Source organism: Oceaniglobus trochenteri, assembly GCF_020529025.1.
Classification (GTDB): Bacteria; Pseudomonadota; Alphaproteobacteria; order Rhodobacterales; family Rhodobacteraceae; genus Oceaniglobus; species Oceaniglobus trochenteri.
The window spans coordinates 198,152-215,351 of sequence record NZ_JACNMM010000006.1; the positions used below are offsets into that span (position 1 = coordinate 198,152).

General features: G+C 65.7%; 12 protein-coding genes. 7 read left to right on the forward strand and 5 right to left on the reverse strand.

All coding sequences use genetic code 11. From position 1 onward, the window contains the following. Window position 1: 1 nt before the first annotated feature. The 5 genes from H7828_RS12130 to H7828_RS12150 all read right to left on the reverse strand — a co-directional run bounded on the left by H7828_RS12130 (window position 2) and on the right by H7828_RS12150 (window position 7,337). On the reverse strand, window positions 2-3,001 hold the full coding sequence (locus H7828_RS12130) for a hypothetical protein (protein WP_226781304.1): 3,000 nt from the start codon (window positions 2,999-3,001) through the stop codon (window positions 2-4). Between the two features lie 56 nt (window positions 3,002-3,057). Then, window positions 3,058-4,257, reverse strand: a complete 1,200-nt coding sequence (ampH, locus tag H7828_RS12135; RefSeq protein ID WP_226781305.1) for a D-alanyl-D-alanine-carboxypeptidase/endopeptidase AmpH — start codon at window positions 4,255-4,257, stop codon at window positions 3,058-3,060. A 213-nt stretch (window positions 4,258-4,470) separates the two neighbouring features. Next, window positions 4,471-5,154, reverse strand: a complete 684-nt coding sequence (locus H7828_RS12140) for an aspartate/glutamate racemase family protein (protein WP_226781306.1) — start codon at window positions 5,152-5,154, stop codon at window positions 4,471-4,473. A gap of 18 nt (window positions 5,155-5,172) precedes the next feature. Next, window positions 5,173-6,201 (reverse strand): GntG family PLP-dependent aldolase, encoded by a 1,029-nt coding sequence (locus H7828_RS12145; RefSeq protein WP_226781307.1) that lies wholly within the window; start codon window positions 6,199-6,201, stop codon window positions 5,173-5,175. Between the two features lie 80 nt (window positions 6,202-6,281). Continuing rightward, a complete protein-coding gene (locus H7828_RS12150) occupies window positions 6,282-7,337 on the reverse strand; it encodes a LacI family DNA-binding transcriptional regulator (RefSeq protein ID WP_226781308.1) in 1,056 nt (351 codons plus the stop codon). A 106-nt stretch (window positions 7,338-7,443) separates the two neighbouring features. Between H7828_RS12150 and H7828_RS12155 the strand changes: the two genes are divergently transcribed. The 7 genes from H7828_RS12155 to H7828_RS12185 are packed head-to-tail and all read left to right on the forward strand — an operon-like array spanning window position 7,444 to window position 17,164. Beyond that, window positions 7,444-9,540, forward strand: a complete 2,097-nt coding sequence (locus tag H7828_RS12155; RefSeq protein ID WP_226781309.1) for a hydantoinase/oxoprolinase family protein — start codon at window positions 7,444-7,446, stop codon at window positions 9,538-9,540. Then, window positions 9,537-11,192 (forward strand): hydantoinase B/oxoprolinase family protein, encoded by a 1,656-nt coding sequence (locus H7828_RS12160; RefSeq protein ID WP_226781310.1) that lies wholly within the window; start codon window positions 9,537-9,539, stop codon window positions 11,190-11,192. The genes H7828_RS12155 and H7828_RS12160 overlap by 4 nt, the downstream gene beginning before the upstream one ends. Before the next feature lie 52 nt (window positions 11,193-11,244). Beyond that, window positions 11,245-12,306, forward strand: coding sequence for a Gfo/Idh/MocA family protein (locus tag H7828_RS12165; RefSeq protein WP_226781311.1), 1,062 nt, complete (start codon window positions 11,245-11,247; stop codon window positions 12,304-12,306). After that, window positions 12,303-13,139, forward strand: a complete 837-nt coding sequence (locus tag H7828_RS12170) for a sugar phosphate isomerase/epimerase family protein (protein ID WP_226781312.1) — start codon at window positions 12,303-12,305, stop codon at window positions 13,137-13,139. Before H7828_RS12165 ends, H7828_RS12170 begins: the two co-directional genes overlap by 4 nt. Before the next feature lies 1 nt (window position 13,140). Continuing rightward, window positions 13,141-14,304 (forward strand): Gfo/Idh/MocA family protein, encoded by a 1,164-nt coding sequence (locus H7828_RS12175; RefSeq protein ID WP_226781313.1) that lies wholly within the window; start codon window positions 13,141-13,143, stop codon window positions 14,302-14,304. Further along, the gene (locus H7828_RS12180; protein ID WP_226781314.1) at window positions 14,301-15,086 is read left to right on the forward strand and encodes a 6-phosphogluconolactonase; all 786 of its coding nucleotides are present in this window, start codon (window positions 14,301-14,303) and stop codon (window positions 15,084-15,086) included. The genes H7828_RS12175 and H7828_RS12180 overlap by 4 nt, the downstream gene beginning before the upstream one ends. An 8-nt stretch (window positions 15,087-15,094) precedes the next feature. Then, window positions 15,095-17,164, forward strand: coding sequence for a heparinase II/III family protein (locus H7828_RS12185; protein WP_226781315.1), 2,070 nt, complete (start codon window positions 15,095-15,097; stop codon window positions 17,162-17,164). Window positions 17,165-17,200 lie beyond the last annotated feature (36 nt).

The following is a 17,200-nucleotide window of genomic DNA, read 5'->3' on the forward strand; positions in this document are numbered from 1 at the left end:
GTCAGGGGGCCAGCCGGGCCGTTGCCGATGCGGTCTTCAGCTTCCAGTCCTCGATCAGGGTGCCTTCGGTCTCCAGGCGGCTGGCCAGATAGTAAAGCCGCCGTGTTGCCGGGCCCTCGGGGGCGGTTTCGAAACGCTGCTTCAGGAAATAGGGCGGCATGGCCTGGGAATAGAGCGTTGCGCTGACCGTCACCGTGGCCGGATCGACACCCTCGGGCAGGGTGATGCGATAGGTGGTCACGTCGCCCTCGGGGCCGAAATCGGGGTCGTTCAGGGCGCGGCCTTCGGGGAGGGTGGCCTTCATGAAGGCGGCGGTCACCTCGCTGTCGCCGAACTTGGCGCGGAAGGCATCGGTGCCCGGCTCCAGCGCGCCGGGCGGCAGCAGGCGGTTGTCCTTGGGGTGGTAGACCCGATTGACAAAGCTGGTGGTGAAGGCGCCCTTGGCGTTCTGGGTCAGCTCTTCGTAGATCTGCACCTGGTCCTGGCTGGCAATCTCGCGATGATGCGGCTGAAACAGCGCCTCGCTTGCGCCTTCCGGCACCACGTCGAGAAACTCGGTCGCCAGAGGCGTGCCGTCCGCGCCCAGGATCACCCCGGCGCCATCGGTGCAGCCCGAACACCACAGCACGGTGCCGTCAGCCGCGCTTGCCTTCACCTCGAAAAAGGCGCGCCGGAACCCGACGCCCGAGGGCAGGCGGTGACCGGTCTTGTTGACCACGCCGACCCGGGCGATCAGCGCGCCGCCGTCAGGTGCAAGATCAAGGGTGACATCGGCGGTTTCATTGGCGGCCTGAAGCGCGATGGTATCCAGCGAGAGCTGCGCGCCATTGTCGGCCGAGGTCATGGGATCGGCGCCGCCCATCCCCATTTCGCTGCGGAACTGGCGGATCATCTCGATCATGAAGGCATTCAGCCCGACGAAATTGTGCCGCTTGTACCCCTCGCGGAAGGGCACATCGACCTCGTCGGCGGGCAGCAGGTTGGCCACGGTGGGCAGGTTGGTGTCCTGGATCGAGGCGATCTGGGTGGTCAGGCTATCCAGTGAAACCGTGCCATCCCGGCTTTGGAAACTGCCTTTCATGTGGCAATCCTGACAGGTCTGTTCGGTTGCCGCGTCGGAATAGAGGCTGTTCTGCCATTCAAGGAAGGTGGCCTGTTCGACCGAATGCTGGAACTGCGTCAGCGGCTGGGGATAACTGGCATCGTATTGCGCCTTGAGGAAGGCGGCACCGTTGCGGGCGGCCTGGTTGAACACCTCCTGATCGGCGCGGGTATATCCCTCAAGCGGTTCATCGGGGTCGGCATCGACGTTGGGCAAGTTGATCGTGTGGCAGGTGCCGCACAACTGGCTGTCGTTCACATAGGGATCATGCACCGGGGTGATGCCCATGGCGTTCTCCATGGGCTTTTCGCGCACGTCGTCATAGGGGCCGATCAGCTTGTCGGCATCGGTGGTGCGGAAGACACCCGTGGTGCCGTTCATCAGATAGGTCTCAAGCTTGTTGTAATCCGGCTGGCCCTCGGCGCGTTCGGGCGGGGCCATGCGGTGACAGACGGCACAGGAAATCCCCTCGCGCGCGAGGTTGCCGTACTCGTGGTAGGGATAGGTGCCATCCGTCTGTTGCGCCGCCTTTTCGGCACCGGTCAGGGGATCGTGCAACAGGGTGTAGGAGGGTTTGAAGTTGTCGGGGTCAAGGCCCGCCTCGGGGTTGGCCTTGGCGTCGATCATCAGCTGCCGCTGCCCCATGGCGCCGTGGCAGGACAGGCAGGTGGTGCCCAGGTTCGCCGCCAGATCGCCCGACCCGGCCTGTTCCAGCAGGGCGAATTCGCTTTCCAGCTGGGCAAAGAACACCGGATCGCGCCCGGCCAGCCCCATGGGCGACCAGCGCCATTCGCCGTATTCCGAGATATTGTATCCCTCGCCGTATTCGGGGCCGGTCTGCAGGAGCATCGTCGTGCCATAGGGCGGGCCGCCCAGCCCGCCGTGACAGCCAAGGCAATTGTCCGACGACAGGAAATGCTGCGGATCGTCGGGGCGCGCCGGCACATGATCCAGCCATTCGCTGGGCAGGGTCTGAAGCTGGGCATGGGCGATGTCGATGCCGCCCCGGGGCGGGAAGGTGGCGGCAAACGCCGGGTTGATCGCGGTGGGCGAGGGTTCACTGGCCGCAGCGGCCACGGCCTTTTGCGCCGTCTTGTCGTGGAAATACCCCTCGATCAGTTGCAGTTGCGATTCCCCCATGGCGGGGCGCTGCCAGGGCGGAAGGTTCAGCGGGCCGGGCGGCTGCGCGGCATCGTTGCGCCAGCTTTCATCGACGCGGAAGATCAGCGGCTCGCCCGGGTAGCCCTCGATATTTTCGAGGGTGGCAAAGATCAGTTCCTCGGTGGCCGAGGCATGGCAGCGGATGCACATGCCGTCGCCCGCCTGGGCCGAGGGCGGGGCGTAGGGCGGTTCGAAACTGTCGATTGCCGCGTCTTGTCCGACATAGGCGAAGAACCAGCCGCCATGGGACAGGGCGCTGTCCTTGACCATCACGGTCCAGCCAAGGCCGCCGGTGGATTTGGCAAAGGCCAGCATTTCTTCGGCCACCCTGTCGGGGTTGTCGGGATGCAGGTATTCCAGCGTGGCGCGATAGTCGCGGTATCGGTCGGCGGGCGGGTTGACCATTTCCTTGACCAGGATCGCCCCGTCGGGCACCGCGCCCCTGCGACCGCCCTCGAGCCAGGTGATGACGTCGGGCGAATAATACATGCGCACCGTGGGATGCACGCCATAGTTCGCGCCAAGGATGAAGGGCCCGATGTCGCGCCAGTCCTTGTCCTGCGCCCAGCCTTCGGCGGCAAATTCACGCTTGGCGATGAAGGGATAAAGCACCGCCTCGTAGTCGAGCAGGGGCAGGGATGACGGCAGGGGCAGATCGCTGCCCGCCACGTCGGCCAGGGCGGGGGCGGCGACAAGCCCCGAGAAAAGAACCGTGAGGGCAAAGCGGGGCATCTTCATGAAAATCTCTCTGGTCTGGGTGCAATGCGGCTTGGGTGTCTGAAAAAGACGCGGGCTTAACGGTTGGCGAGGGTGCCCAGAAGCTGGGTGGCGAAACTGGCCATGGCCTCGGCGGCGGCGAAATCGAACCGGTTGATGGTGACGAAAACCGCCGTGTGGCGGGTTGGGGCGATGGCGACAAAGGACATCTGCCCCTGAAGCGCCCCGGCCTTTTGCAGGATGAAGGGCCGCGTATCGGTGGCGTTCATCACCACCCAGCCCAGCCCCATGGCATCCATGAAGCCGGATTCATCCATGGCCAGCACGCTTTGCGCCTGACCGCGCGGCACATAGGCGGCATGATCAATGAACCGCGCCTCGGCCTCGGGGCCGCCGTTGTCCAAGTGCCATTCCAGCCAGCGCAGCATGTCGTCGGCGGTGGTGCGCAGCCCGCCCGACCCGGTGATCACATGGCCCGAGGGCACTTCGGGCAGGGGTGCGCCGTCAAATCCGTGGCCCGTCATCAGGCGGCCCTGCATGTCGTCGGTGACGGCAAAGCCGGTGTCGTTCATCCCGAGGGGGGCGGTGATCCGTTCCTTCAGCAGGGTTTCATAGGTCTTGCCCCCGACCGTGGAAAGGGCGGTGGACAGCAGATCGAAGCCGAAGTTGGAATAGGAGATCGCCCGCCCCGGTTCGAAGGACAGCGGGTTTTCGGCCAACCAGCCTGCGAAGGCATCCAGCGTGATCGGCGCGAAGGGATCGTCGGGCGGGCCCTCGGGGTGCGGCACCTCGCGCGGGAGGCCACCGGCGTGGGTGGCCAGATCGACCAGCCGGATCGCCGGGTGGCGCGCCGCCGCCTGCCCCAGCGCTCCGGGCAGCAGGGGCGCAACCGGCGCCGTCAGCCCGGTTTCGCCCCGTGCCACGGCATGGGCCAGCATCAGACCGGCAAAGACCTTGGTGATGGACCCGACACGTAAAACCGTGTTGCCACCAGGGGCGATGCCATTGCCTCGGCGGGTTTCGCCAAACCCGAAGACGGCGGTTTCGCCATCGTGAACCGCGCCGACAATCACGCCGGGAACGCCCGATTGCAGATGGAAGATCGTGCCGCCAAATGACAGCGCCTCGTCCAGAAGGGCATCGGCCCGCGCGCCTGACGACCAGAACGCTAGGGCAGCGGTGAACAGGGCGCCGACAAGTGACCGGCGCAGGCGCCCTTTCTGTCGGGGGGCAGGGCGGGACGAAACGGAATCGGAGGGGAGATTTGAAACGGGCATGACTTTCGCAACAGTGTTCGACCGGGGGAAACCCCCGTTGATTTCATCAAACAGCCAGTTGCCTGCGTTGGGACGGCCTGCGCCGCCTGATCGTCACGATGCCAACATCTCCACGGTGAGGCCTATATGGCACCGTGCGTTCTCAGACACTTCAAGGTTAGCAGAGCTTTGTCGCGAGGCAAACCGCGATGTGCCCGGAGGGGGTGGTTTTTTCTACCCTGGGTTGTGGTTGGCGCCAGTCAGGTCAAGCTGACTGTCCAGGGTCTGGATGCAAAGATCAGGGCTGGCCAGAACCGGAACCGCCAGTTCCCCGTCAAGCGTTTCGCGCAGGTGGGCGATGGACGCCTGCGCGAGAACCACGGTATCGACATGGGGTGCCAGATCGCGGGCGGCCTGGGTGACGATCCGGTCGTGGGTGTCGCGGTCGCCGCCGATCAGGGCGTGATAGGCGCTGTCGCAAAGGCGGGTTTCAACCTCGATCTTCCGCCGTGCGCCCTTTGCATGGTCAAGCAGCAGATCGCGGCTTGGCCCCTGGGTGCTGGTGGTGGTGCAGATCACCCCGATCCGGTTGCCAAGGGTCACGGCCTTTGCGGCCATGGCATCGTCGATCTTGACGATGGGAATCGACACGACACGCCGCGCCACATCCACCGCCGGCGAGGTCGACGAACAGGTGAACAACAGTCCCGTCGCGCCGGCCCTTTCGGCCAGTTGGGCGTGGCCCACAACGCGGGCCACGATACCGGCCGAGGGGCCGTCGCGCATCAGGTCTTGCAACAGGCTTTCGTCCAGCATGTGAAAGCTGTCCAGATCCGGAAAACGGTCGGCGATGCGGGTCTTGAACCGTTCGGCCAGCAGGGCGACGGTGTGCAGCACGGCAAGGCGGGGGCGTGGCATGGCGTGTCCTCTCGGGTTTCAGATCAGGGGCCGGATGCGTGCGATGGCCTGTTGTGCCATGGCCGGGCTGATGTCGCGGTGGAATACGAAGCGGAGCCTGTCGCCCTTGGGTGGGTTCACGCGGATTGCGGCATCGGCCAGGCGGGTGCGCAGATCCTGCGCCGCCCTCGCACCCTTCGGAATGCGCACATAGACGATGTTGGTTTCAACGCTCGCGGGGTCAATATCAAGCCCGCCCTCGTGCAGCATTTGGGCCAATTGCCGGGCATGGGCGTGATCGGCGGCCAGATGGGCGGTGCCCGATTGCAGCGCGACAATGCCGGCGGCCGCAAAGACACCCGCCTGACGCATTCCCCCGCCCACCATCTGGCGATAGCGGCGGGCGGCATCGATGGTGTCGGCCGGCCCGCAGAGCATGGACCCGACCGGCGCGCCCAGCCCCTTGCTGAGGCAGAAGGTGACGGTATCGCAGGGCGCGCAAAGGCTGGCCACGCTTTCGCCCAGGCTCTCGGCGGCGTTGAAGATGCGGGCGCCGTCCATGTGAACCACCATGCCCCGGGCATGGGCGGCATCCGCCAGCCGCGCGGTGGTGGTGGCCGACATGCACCGCCCGCCCGCAATGTTGTGGGTGTTTTCAAGGCAGAGCAGGTTGGCGCGCGGGTGGTTCAGCGCGCTTTCAAAGACATCCTCGTTGGCAAAGGCGGTGTGTTCGGGCCGTTCGCTCCAGGCAAAGGGGCGTGGTGTGATCCCGCAGATGGATGAAAGATGCCCCGACTCCAGCCGATAGATGTGGGACTGTTCCTCGATCAGGGCGGCATCGCCGTTGCGCAACTGGGTCATCACGGCGACAAGGTTTCCCATGGTGCCGCTCAGCACCAGAAGCGCTGCGGCCTTGCCGGTGATATCAGCGGCAAGCGATTCCAGCGCGGCGACGGTGGGATCGTCGCGGTAGCCGTCATCGCCAACATCGGCGCGGGCCATGGCCGCGCGCATCTCGGGCGTCGGCCGGGTAACGGTATCGCTGCGCAGATCAATGATGTCGGTCATGATGGTCCTTCGCTGGATAATGTGTCGACTAGATCGATGTAATTGTCAATTTCACGAGAAACCGCACACCTTGGCCGCGCTCAGAACCTTCTGGCCGATGATTCCCTTGCAATCAGGCGGGGCGCGACGATCATCCTTTCGGGGGGCTGATCGGGGTTTTCGATCCGGGCCAGAAGGGCGCGGGCGGCCATACGGCCGATATTCTCGGCGTCGATGGAAATGGTGGTCAGGGATGGCGTCCAGAGCACGGATTCGGGAATGTCGTCAAAGCCGGTGACGGCAATGTCCTTGCCGGGGGTCAGCCCGCGCCGGATCATCGCCAGCATGGCCCCGAATGCCATCAGATCGTTGTAACAGACAAGCGCGGTGGGTGGGTCGCCCGCATCCAGCAGGGCAAGGCAGGCGCCATGGGCCGCCTGCCGGTCGATCGTCGGCACCGCGACAACATGTTCGGCGCGCGGTGTCAGGCCATGATCGCGCATTCCTTGCAGGAAACCGTCCAGCCGCTCCTGACCCGACGACCGTTTCGGCGGCCCGCCGACAAACCCGATGCGGCGGTGCCCCTGTTCCACAAGATGGGCGACCACGGCCCGCATTCCGGCCACGTTGTCGGGCCCGATATAGCTGGCGTCATAGCCCTGGATATGGCGCATGAACAGAACCGAGGGGATGCCGACCTCTTGCAGGCGGTCCAGGTTCTGCGCCGAGTCGTTGCCCGAGGGGCAGAGGAAAATGCCGGCCACGTCGTTTTCGATGAAGCGGTTGACGATCATCGTCTGCGTATCGGCATCTTCCCGGGCGTCGGCAAAGACGGTGACATAGCGATGCTGGCCACATTCGCTTTCGATGCCCGAGGCAACAAGGGCGTAGAAGGGGTTCGACAGGTCGGCGATGATCATGCCCAGGGTCTTGCTGCGCTGGGTGCGCAGGTTGGCTGCCGCCTGATTGTAGGTATAGCCAAGCGCGGCGATCGAACGGCGTACCTTCTTCGTCGTTTCGGCCGTGATCAGCTTGCTGTTGCGCACCACGAGAGAGGCCGTCGAGCGCGAAACTTCGGCATGTGCGGCGACATCATCCAGCGTAACACGGCTGCGCTGCGGTCTGCTCAGGCCGCGGCCCGGTGGTTTATCCGACATGATCTCTTCCCGCTTCCTTTGGCGGTTCTTTAGCACAACTGGAGACTGGACAAATACAATTATATCGATCTAACATGCAAATATGTGATTGAATGAGGCCGCACGCATGGAAACTCGAACCGGCTCTGACGCGCGGCTTGCTGCCGATATCGGGGGCACATTCACCGACGTTGCGCTTGAATGGTCGGGTCGGCGGATGACCGCCAAGGTTCTGACTGATCACGTCGCGCCGGAAAAAGGCGTGATCGCGGCCGTCGCCCAGGTTCTGGAAAAATCCGGGCTGGGCTATGGCGACATCGGGGCCTTCATCCATGGCACGACACTGGCCACCAACGCCCTGATCGAAAAGCGCGGCGCGAAGACGGCGCTTGTCACCACCCGCGGCTTTCGAGACGTGATCGAGATTGGCCGCGAGAGCCGGTTTGACCAGTACGACCTGTACCTGACCAAGCCCGAGGCCATCGTGCCGCGCCACCTGCGCCTGACGCTGGACGAAAGGATCGCCGCTTCGGGCGATGTCGCGCGGCCCCTGGATGAAAGCGGGCTGGATGCGATTGTCGAAACCCTGCGCGCGCAGAAGGTGGGCAGCGTCGCCATCGGGTTCCTGCACAGCTATGCCAACCCCGATCACGAAAACCGCGTGGCCGAGGTTCTGGGCGCGCGGCTTCCCGGGTTGCATGTGTCACGCTCCTCTGTCGTTTGCCCCGAAATCCGCGAATATGAACGCCTGCTGACCACCTGCGCCAATGCCTATGTGAAGCCCATCATCTCGTCCTATCTTGGGCGGCTGGCGGCGGACCTGGCGGATCTGGGCATGGGCTGTCCGGTGTTGTTGATGACGTCGGGCGGCGGGCTGACCACGCTGGAGAATGCCCGCGAAATCCCCATCCGGCTGGTCGAATCCGGTCCGGCGGGCGGCGCCATCCTGGCCGCCCATGTGGGCGAGAAATGCGGCGAGCGGCGGCTTTTGTCCTTCGACATGGGCGGCACCACCGCCAAGATTTGCCTGATCGACGATTACGAGCCGTTGAAGTCGCGCACGTTTGAAGTGGCGCGGTCGAAACGCTTTGCCAAGGGGTCGGGGATGCCGATCCGCATTCCGGTGATCGAAATGGTGGAAATCGGCACCGGTGGCGGATCGATGGCGCGGATCGACGAGATGGGCCAGATCCGTGTCGGGCCGCAAAGTGCCGGGTCGATGCCCGGCCCGGCCAGCTATGGGCGCGGTGGCACGGCGCCCACGGTGACGGATGCCGATCTGGTTCTGGGCAAGATCGACCCCGAGGTGTTCGCCGGCGGGTCGATCCGACTGGACGCCGCCCTGGCCGAATCCGTGCTGGATTGCGACATCGCAGGGCCCGGCGGGTTGGCGCGCACCACGGCGGCGCTGGGTATCGTCGAAATCGCGGAAGAGAACATGGCCAACGCCACCCGCGTTCATGCGGCCGAGCGGGGCAAGGACGCGACCGACCGCACGCTGATCGCCTTCGGCGGCGCGGCGCCGCTGCATGCCGCGCGCCTGGCCGAAAAGCTGGGCATCGCCCGGGTGATCGTGCCGCGCGATGCGGGGGTGGGTTCGGCCCTGGGGTTCCTGCGCGCGCCGGTGGCCTATGAACTGGTGCGCAGCCGCTTCGTGCAGATGGCGCGGTTCGACCCCGACGAAACCAACGCCCTGTTCGCCGGGATGGAGCGGGATGCCGTCGCCGTGGTCGCCGGCGCCGCCGATCCGGCAACCGTGACCGTCACGCGCCATGCCTATGTGCGCTATTCAGGGCAGGGGCACGAGATCGAGGTGGACCTGCCCTCGCGCGATCTGGGTGCCGGAGATGCTCAGTTGATCCGCGATACCTTCGATGCCCGCTATGTCGATCTGTTCGGGCGCAGCATCCCGAACGCCGGGATCGAGGTTCTGAGCTGGGTCGTGGTGGCCACCGCCGCCCGCCGGGCGGGCGAAACGGCGCGCCCCGCGCCGCCCTCCGCGCAGCGGGGCGCGCAGGTGCGCACCACGCAGATGTACGACGCCGCCCTGCGTCGCTTTGCCGAGGCCGAGATATGGCAGCGCGATGCCATCGCCCCCGGCCAGCGTATCAGCGGCCCGGCGATCATCGTCGAACCGGCCACATCCACCATCGTGACCTCGACCTTTGACGCCACGCTGGACGATCACGGCTATATCATCCTCAACGCCAAGGCCGCCCCATGACAGATGCGCCGCAGATCGAACCCGAGCTGGACAAGATCCACAACCAGGTGATGTGGAGCCGCCTTGTCGCCATTGTCGAGGAACAGGCGCAGACCCTGATGCGCACGGCCTTCAGCCCCATCGTGCGCGAATCCGGCGATCTTTCGGCCGGGTTGTTCGATACCCGGGCGCGGATGCTGGCCCAGGCGGTGACGGGTACGCCGGGGCATGTCAATTCCATGGCCAATTCGGTGCGCCATTTCCTGGCGGCCTTTCCGATCGACACCATGCGCCCCGGCGATGTGTTCATCACCAACGATCCCTGGAAGGGCACCGGCCATCTGCACGACATGGTGGTCGTCACCCCCGCCTTCCGGGCGGGCAAGGTGGTGGGGCTGTTCGCCTGCACCAGCCACCTGATCGACATCGGCGGCATCGGGTTCGGCCCCGACGGGCGCGACGTGATCGAAGAGGGGCTGTATCTGCCGTTCCTGCGTCTGGCCGATGGTGGCGCGTTGAACCAGACGCTGCTGGACATCCTGCGCGGCAATTCCCGCTATCCGCTCGAGGCCGAGGGCGACGTGCTGTCGCTGGCCGCCTGCAACGAGGTGGGCGTGCGGCGGCTGGACGTGATGATGGCCGAATTCGACATGGACGATCTGGACGCCCTGGGCGAACATATCATCAGCGCGTCCCGGAGCGCCATGCTGGCCGAGATCGCCCGCCTGACCCCGGGGCGGTACGAGGGTTCGATGCGCATCGACGGATACGAGGCGCCAATCGATCTTGTGGGCGCCGTGACGATCGCGCCGGAAAAGATCACCATCGACTTCGCCGGAACCAGCCCGCCGTCGGACAAGGGCATCAACGTGCCCATGGCCTATACCGAGGCCTATTCCAGCTATGGCGCACGGATGCTGATCGGCCCCGAAGTGCCCAACAACGCCGGATCGCTTTCGGTGATCGAGGTGGTGGCGCCCGAGAATTGCATCCTGAACGCGCAACGCCCGGCACCGGTATCCTCGCGCCATGTGGTGGGGCAGATGCTGCCCGACGTGGTCTTCAACTGCCTGTCGAAATCGCCGGATTTCGACACCCCAGCCGAGGGCACGTCGTGCCTGTGGAACCTGATCCTGGAAAGCCACGAAACCCGGCGGCACGGGGGCGAAACCGCGCCGACGCGGTTTTCCATCCTGTCGGTGCAGACCGGCGGCACCGGGGCGCGGCCGGGGGTGGACGGGCTTTCGGCCACGGCCTTTCCCAGCGGCGTGTCGGGCGTGCCGGTGGAAATCATCGAGTCGATCTCGCCCCTGCTGTTCCGCCGCAAGGAGTTGCGCGAAGACAGCGGCGGCGCGGGCAGGTGGCGCGGCGGGCTGGGCCAGGTGATCGAGATCGAGAACCGCGAACCCCACCCCTTCGCCATTTACGCCGCCCTTGACCGGATCGACCACGCGCCGCGCGGCCGGGCCGGGGGCGGCGACGGGGCGCAGGGCTATGTCGGCCTTGGGTCGGGCAACCGGCTGGCGGGCAAGGGGCGGCAGTTGATCCCGGCGGGCGACAGCCTTGTCGTGAAGACGCCGGGCGGTGGCGGCTATGGCGACCCCGCCGCGCGGGACGGCGCACAGCGCCGCCACGATGTGTTGAACGGATACGCGAAACCCGAAGGGCAATGAAATCTCACCGGTCCTCGCCGGGCCGGACCACAGGACGAGGAAAGGCAAGACCATGACCAAACCGATCAACGCCGGCGTTGCCGGGCTGGGCCGATCCGGCTGGCGGATGCACGCGCTGACATTGGACCATCTGAAGGGGCTCTACCGTGTCGCGGCAGTGACCGACCCGATGCCCGAACGCCGCGCCGAGGCCGAGGCAGCCTTCGGCTGTGCCAGCCACGCAGATTTTGCCGCAATGATCGCCCAGCCGGATCTGGAACTGGTGGTGATTGCCACGCCCTCGCATATGCACGCCGACATGGCCGTCGCCGCGCTTGAGGCCGGAAAGCACGTTGTTGTCGAAAAGCCGCTGGCCGCCAGCGTCGCCGATGCCGACCGGATGATCGCGGCGGCAAAGGCCAACGACAGGGTGCTGACCGTGGGCCAGGATCTGCGGTTCGAGGCGGACTTCCTGAAGATCCGCGAGGTGATCGCGTCGGGCAAGCTGGGCAGGATCCTTCAGATCAACATCAAGTGGCACTGGTTCCGGCGTCGCTGGGATTGGCAGACGCTGACGAAATTCGGCGGCGGCTGTCTGAACAACGACGGCAGCCATGTGGTGGATCAGGCGTTGCAACTGTTCGGTGACTCCGACCCCGATGTGTTTTGCCGCATGGCCCGCACCCCGCTGACCGCCGGAGATGCCGAGGATCACGTCAAGATCCTGCTGAGTGCGCCGGGCGCCCCGCTGATCGACATGGAGTTCAGCAACGCCGTTGCCTATCCCCAGGAACAATGGCTGATCACCGGCACGCAGGGCGGGCTGGCGGGCGGCCATCACAAGCTGCGCTGGCGCTATATCGAACCCGCCCTGCTGCCGGTGCGCGAGGTGGACGACAAACCTACGCCCGAGCGCAACTACAACAAGGAAGACCTGAACTGGACCGAGGAAAGCTGCGATCTTCTGTCCGAACAATGGACCTCGAAGAACCAGAGGATGTACGCCGACCTCTACCGCACCCTGCGCGAAGGCGCACCGCTGGCCATCACCGCCGAAAGCGTGCGCCGGCAGCTTGTGGTGCTTGAGGAATGCCGCCGGCAGGCCGGTCCGCTGGATACGGGAGAGAACGCATGAAACTTGCCTATTCCACACTGGCCTGTCCCGACTGGACATGGCAGCAATGCATCGATGCCGCCGTCGACTACGGCTATGACGGGATCGAATGGCGCCTTGTCGATGGCGAGGTGGTGAACCCCGATTTCCCCGAGGGAAAGGCGCGCGAGATCGCCGCGGCGGTTGCGGCGGCGGGGCTGAAGACCTGCGCCCTGGACAGCGGGATCAAGCTGACCATCCCGCCGGGGGGCGACCGCGACAGGATGCTGGCCGATTGCAAGAGGATGCTGGATCTGGCCCGGGCCTTCGGCGCCGAAGAGCTGCGCGTCTTTCCCGGTGCCTACCCGGAATCGGTGTCGGATGACGATGCCCGCACATGGCTGGGGCAGTCGCTGGATGCGCTGGACGATGCGGCCGTGGCGGCGGGGGTGCGGATTTCGCTGGAACTGCACGACATGTTCGACTGGCGGCGGCGCGAATTGCGCGGCACCACCACCAGTTCGCTGACCACCGCCGTGCTGAAGGCGAACCCGGACCGGCGCGGTGTCGGCATTCTCTGGGATATCGGCAACCCCTATATGGAGGGCGAGAACGCCACCGAAACCTGGGAGAATATCGAAGGCTCAAGGCACCTGAGCCTGGTCCATATCAAGGATTTCGACCAGACGGGCGACAAGCTGAAGTACCGGCTGATGGGGCAGGGCGAGGCGCCGCTGGACCGGATCATCGGCAATATCCGCGAGTCGGACTACGACGGCTGGATCAGCTTCGAGTGGGAAAAGAAGTGGCAGCCCGACATCGAAGAGCCGGAAATCGCCCTGCCGCATTTCGTGCGCTACATGCGGGGGCTGTGACATGGCCGACAAGGTTCGCATCGGCCTGATGGGGGCCGGGTTCGTCGCAAGGGTCCATGCCGATTGCTATTCCGCGATCCCAGGGGCGCAGGTGACATGCGTGGCCGCCGGGGGGCTGGACAGCGCCCGCGCCTTTGCCGGCGAAACCGGAATTGCGGATACGGTCGCGGCTGACGCGCTGGTGGCGCGCGACGACGTGGATGTGGTGGATATCTGCGCGCCCAACCGGTTCCACGAAAACTTGGCGCTTGGGGCGATCGCGGCGGGCAAGCATGTGATCGTCGAAAAGCCCCTGACCGGGTTCTTCGACACCCCCGACGGCGCACAGGACGTGTCGCGCGCCACCATGCTGAAACAGGCGCTGGCCAGTGCCGACCGGATCATCGACGCGGCCGCTGCGGCGGGGGTAAAGGTGATGTATGCCGAAAACTGGGTCTATGCCCCGTCGGTGCAGAAGGCCCGGCGGTTGCTGGCGGCCTCGGGTGGCGCGATCCTGGAAATGCGCGGCGAGGAAAGCCACCACGGTTCGCATTCGCCCAAGGCGAAACGCTGGGCCGATGCGGGGGGCGGCGCGCTGATCCGGCTGGGTTCGCACCCCATCGGCGTGATGCTGCACCTCAAGGACATCGAGGGGCGGCGGCGCACGGGCGAACCGATCCGCCCCGTATCGGTCAGTGCCGATGTCGCCGACATGACCCGCGACGTGGCCAGCGGCGCGGATGAGCGCAAGTGGATCGTTCACGATTGGGTGGACGTCGAAAATTGGTCGACCGCGATCATCCGGTTTTCCGACGGATCGCGCGGCGTGGTGTCGGCCAACGACATCTGCCTGGGCGGGATGCGCGACACCATCGACATCTTCGCTTCCAACTGCCGGGTGCATTGCGATTTCTCGCGTTCCAGCTTGCTGAGCGCCTATGCCCCCGATGCCGAGGTCTTCGCCGACGAATACCTGGTGGAAAAGCTGGAAACCAAGGCGGGGTGGAGCTTTCCGAACGTCGATGAGCATTGGATGCTGGGGTATCACCACGAATTGCAGGATTTCGTCGGGGCGGTGCATGACGACCGCGCGCCGGTGTCCGATGCCGGGCTGGGGCGCAGCGTGCTGAACGTGATCTACGGCGCCTATCTTTCGGCGCACGAAGGCCGGGTGGTGACATTGTGAACGATCCGGTTGCACGTTTCCAGAGGGACCGCCTCAACGTCACCCTATGGCCCGACCGCGCGGCCTTGGGGCGGGCGGCGGCCTACCTGGCCGCGTCGATCCTGCGCGACCGGCTGAAAGCCGCGCGCCGGGTGGGCGTGATGCTGGCCGCCGCGCCGTCGCAGGATGAATTCCTGGCCGCCTTCCGGCAAGCGCAAGGCATCGACTGGCCCCGGGTCGAGGCGTTTCACATGGACGAATATGTCGGGCTGTCGGCGGATGCGCCGCAATCCTTCCGCCGATTCCTGGACGCGCGGTTCTTCTCGCAACTGAACCTGGGCGCCGCGCATCTGATCGAAGGCGATGCGCCCGACCCGGACGCCGCCTGCGCCCGCTATGCCGCCGCCTTGCAGGCCCTGCCGCCCGCCCTGATCTGCGCCGGGATCGGGGAAAACGGCCACCTGGCGTTCAACGATCCGCCCGTCGCGGATTTCGACGATCCGGCGTTGGTGAAACCCGTGACGCTGGACCACGCCTGCCGGGTGCAGCAGGTGAATGACGGTTGTTTCCCGACGATCGGCGATGTGCCGGAACGGGCGCTGACCGTGACGATCCCGGCGTTCATGGGGGTGCCTCATGTTGTGCTCTGCGTGCCGGGCGCGGCGAAGGCCGCGGCGGTGGCCGCCACGCTGAACGGGGCTGTCGAAACCTCCTGTCCGGCCTCGGTGCTGCGCGGGCATGGCGACGCGCATTTGTTCCTTGATCCTGACAGCGCGGCTCATCTGGGGGAGTATCGCAATTGACCGGCCTGATGCATGTTGACGAAACCCGCCTTGCGGCGCTGCGCGACGGGCGCGATCCGGTGCTGGCCGGATACCGCGATGCCCTGGTTGACTGGGTAGACCGGCACCGCGACTGGACGCCGCCGCGCGACCTGACGTCGGGGTCGCGGACCATGGAGGTATTGCTTGAGGAATCGGCGGCCTATCTGACCAATGCCGCCCTGGCCGCCCTGATCACGCAAGAGCCGCGGCATCTGGACCTGGCCCGAACCTGGGCGCGGGCGCTGGCCCGGCTGCCGGGCCAGGGGGTCTGGGCCAACAACTATGCCTTCGGTGTTCATGCCGCGGGGTTGGGCCGGGCGCTGGTCTGGCTGCACGACGATCTGGACGAAACCGACCGCGCGGCGATTGCCGGTTGCATCGCACATTGCGTGACCGACATGGTTGCCGGGTCGTATCGCGGGCATGAAAAGGCCCAGTGGTGGGCCGAGGCCTATCTGCACCACGATCACTGGATCGCCACCGGCGGCTATGGCGAGGCGGCCCTTGCCGTGATCGACCATTTCCCCGAGGCGGGGGATTGGGCGGAACGGGCGCGGGACGAGTTTGCAACCGCCCTGTCCTGGCTGGGTGACGATGGCGGCTGGCTGGAAGGGGTGGCAGACCTTGTCTATGCGTGGTCGCCCCTGCTTGCCTTCTATGGCGCCTATCGGGCGGTCACGGGGCAGGATCTGCACGGGGCGCACCCATGGCTCCAGGCCTCGGCGCGGTTCCGGCTGCACCACCTGCTGCCCGATGGCAGCTATGTCTATTGCAACGATTCCTTTCGTTCGGGCCGCTACAACACCGGCGGGGCGGCATCCTGCCACGTGCTGCGCCGGTTGGCCTCGGTCTTTGGCGACGGGCATGTGCAATGGCTGGCCGACCATGACGAAGCCTTCGATATGTCGGACTCGGCGCAGGGGGTGTACGAAGCGGCCTATGAGGGCCATTCCGTCGCCTCGGACTGGCAGCCCTATGTCGACCGGCAATCGGTCTGCGTGGCGTGGAATGCCCTTTGGCACGATGGCCGCGTGGCGGCCGTAGCCCCCGGCGATCTGGACCCGCTGGCGCATTTCGACAATCAGGGCATGGTGGTGATGCGGTCAGACTGGACGGGCGCGGCGACGCTTGCCACCCTGTCCTGCGGGCCGCTGGCCGGGCACCGGGCGGCGGATCTCTATGCCGCGTCGGATGGCACCGTGCCGGATGTGAACATCAACCACGCCCATATCGACCACGGCGCCATCACGCTTTTCACCAAGGGGCGCTATGTGCTGATCCCGGCGGGATACGGGCGGCGCGACAGCGGCTATCAGAACACGTTAAGCGTGGATGGCGCGCATTTCGTCACCGATCCGGCGGCGCGCCCCCGCATACAATGCGTTGCGCGCGAGGGCGACGCCGTTTTCACCGTTGCGGATTTCACCGAAGGATTCGGCAAGGTCCACGGCATCGAAAGCTGCCGGCGCAGCCTGCTGTCACTTGGGGGTGACACCCTGTTTCTGGTGGACGATCTGCGCCGCCGCCGTCAGCCTTCGCGGATCTTTGGGCGCATGGGCTGGCACCTTCACCACGATCCGCGTGTGCATAGCATCCGGATTGACGGTGCCACCTGCGACTGGGTGCACGGGGACGCAATCGATTTGCGCCTGACGGTTCTTGCGCCGGCCAAGATGGCCTGGGAAACCGCCGAACAACACGACGTGCGAACCGGTGAACCCTTTCTTGGCCGCACCTCGATCATGATGCCGGAATGGCGCGAACAGGAAATGACGATTGTCACTGTTCTTGCGCCGCCGGATGTATCGGCGGTCGCCCATCCGGTTGCGGGTGGTCAGGGCGTGTTGTTGCAGCGCGACGGGAGGCTGACTCTGGCGATCATCGCCCAGCCGGGTGATGGGGAGCTTCGTTATACCCTTGATTCGCCGCACGACCTTGTGCTGGCCGCTGGCGGGCCGGTGCGGGTGCATCTGATGGCCGAAGGGGCGGTTCGGGTGGATGGAATTGACGTTGCGGCAGGTGGCAGGCTGTTGCGCACCACGATTGATCGGAAATGATGCGAAAGTGGCTGAAAAATGGACAAACTGCGCAAT

Coding starts and splice junctions, on each gene's coding strand:
- H7828_RS12130 (WP_226781304.1), bottom strand. CDS start 3,001: ATGAAGATGCCCCGCTTTGCCCTCACGGTTCTTTTCTCGGGGCTTGTC.
- ampH (WP_226781305.1), bottom strand. CDS start 4,257: ATGCCCGTTTCAAATCTCCCCTCCGATTCCGTTTCGTCCCGCCCTGCC.
- H7828_RS12140 (WP_226781306.1), bottom strand. CDS start 5,154: ATGCCACGCCCCCGCCTTGCCGTGCTGCACACCGTCGCCCTGCTGGCC.
- H7828_RS12145 (WP_226781307.1), bottom strand. CDS start 6,201: ATGACCGACATCATTGATCTGCGCAGCGATACCGTTACCCGGCCGACG.
- H7828_RS12150 (WP_226781308.1), bottom strand. CDS start 7,337: ATGTCGGATAAACCACCGGGCCGCGGCCTGAGCAGACCGCAGCGCAGC.
- H7828_RS12155 (WP_226781309.1), top strand. CDS start 7,444: ATGGAAACTCGAACCGGCTCTGACGCGCGGCTTGCTGCCGATATCGGG.
- H7828_RS12160 (WP_226781310.1), top strand. CDS start 9,537: ATGACAGATGCGCCGCAGATCGAACCCGAGCTGGACAAGATCCACAAC.
- H7828_RS12165 (WP_226781311.1), top strand. CDS start 11,245: ATGACCAAACCGATCAACGCCGGCGTTGCCGGGCTGGGCCGATCCGGC.
- H7828_RS12170 (WP_226781312.1), top strand. CDS start 12,303: ATGAAACTTGCCTATTCCACACTGGCCTGTCCCGACTGGACATGGCAG.
- H7828_RS12175 (WP_226781313.1), top strand. CDS start 13,141: ATGGCCGACAAGGTTCGCATCGGCCTGATGGGGGCCGGGTTCGTCGCA.
- H7828_RS12185 (WP_226781315.1), top strand. CDS start 15,095: ATGCATGTTGACGAAACCCGCCTTGCGGCGCTGCGCGACGGGCGCGAT.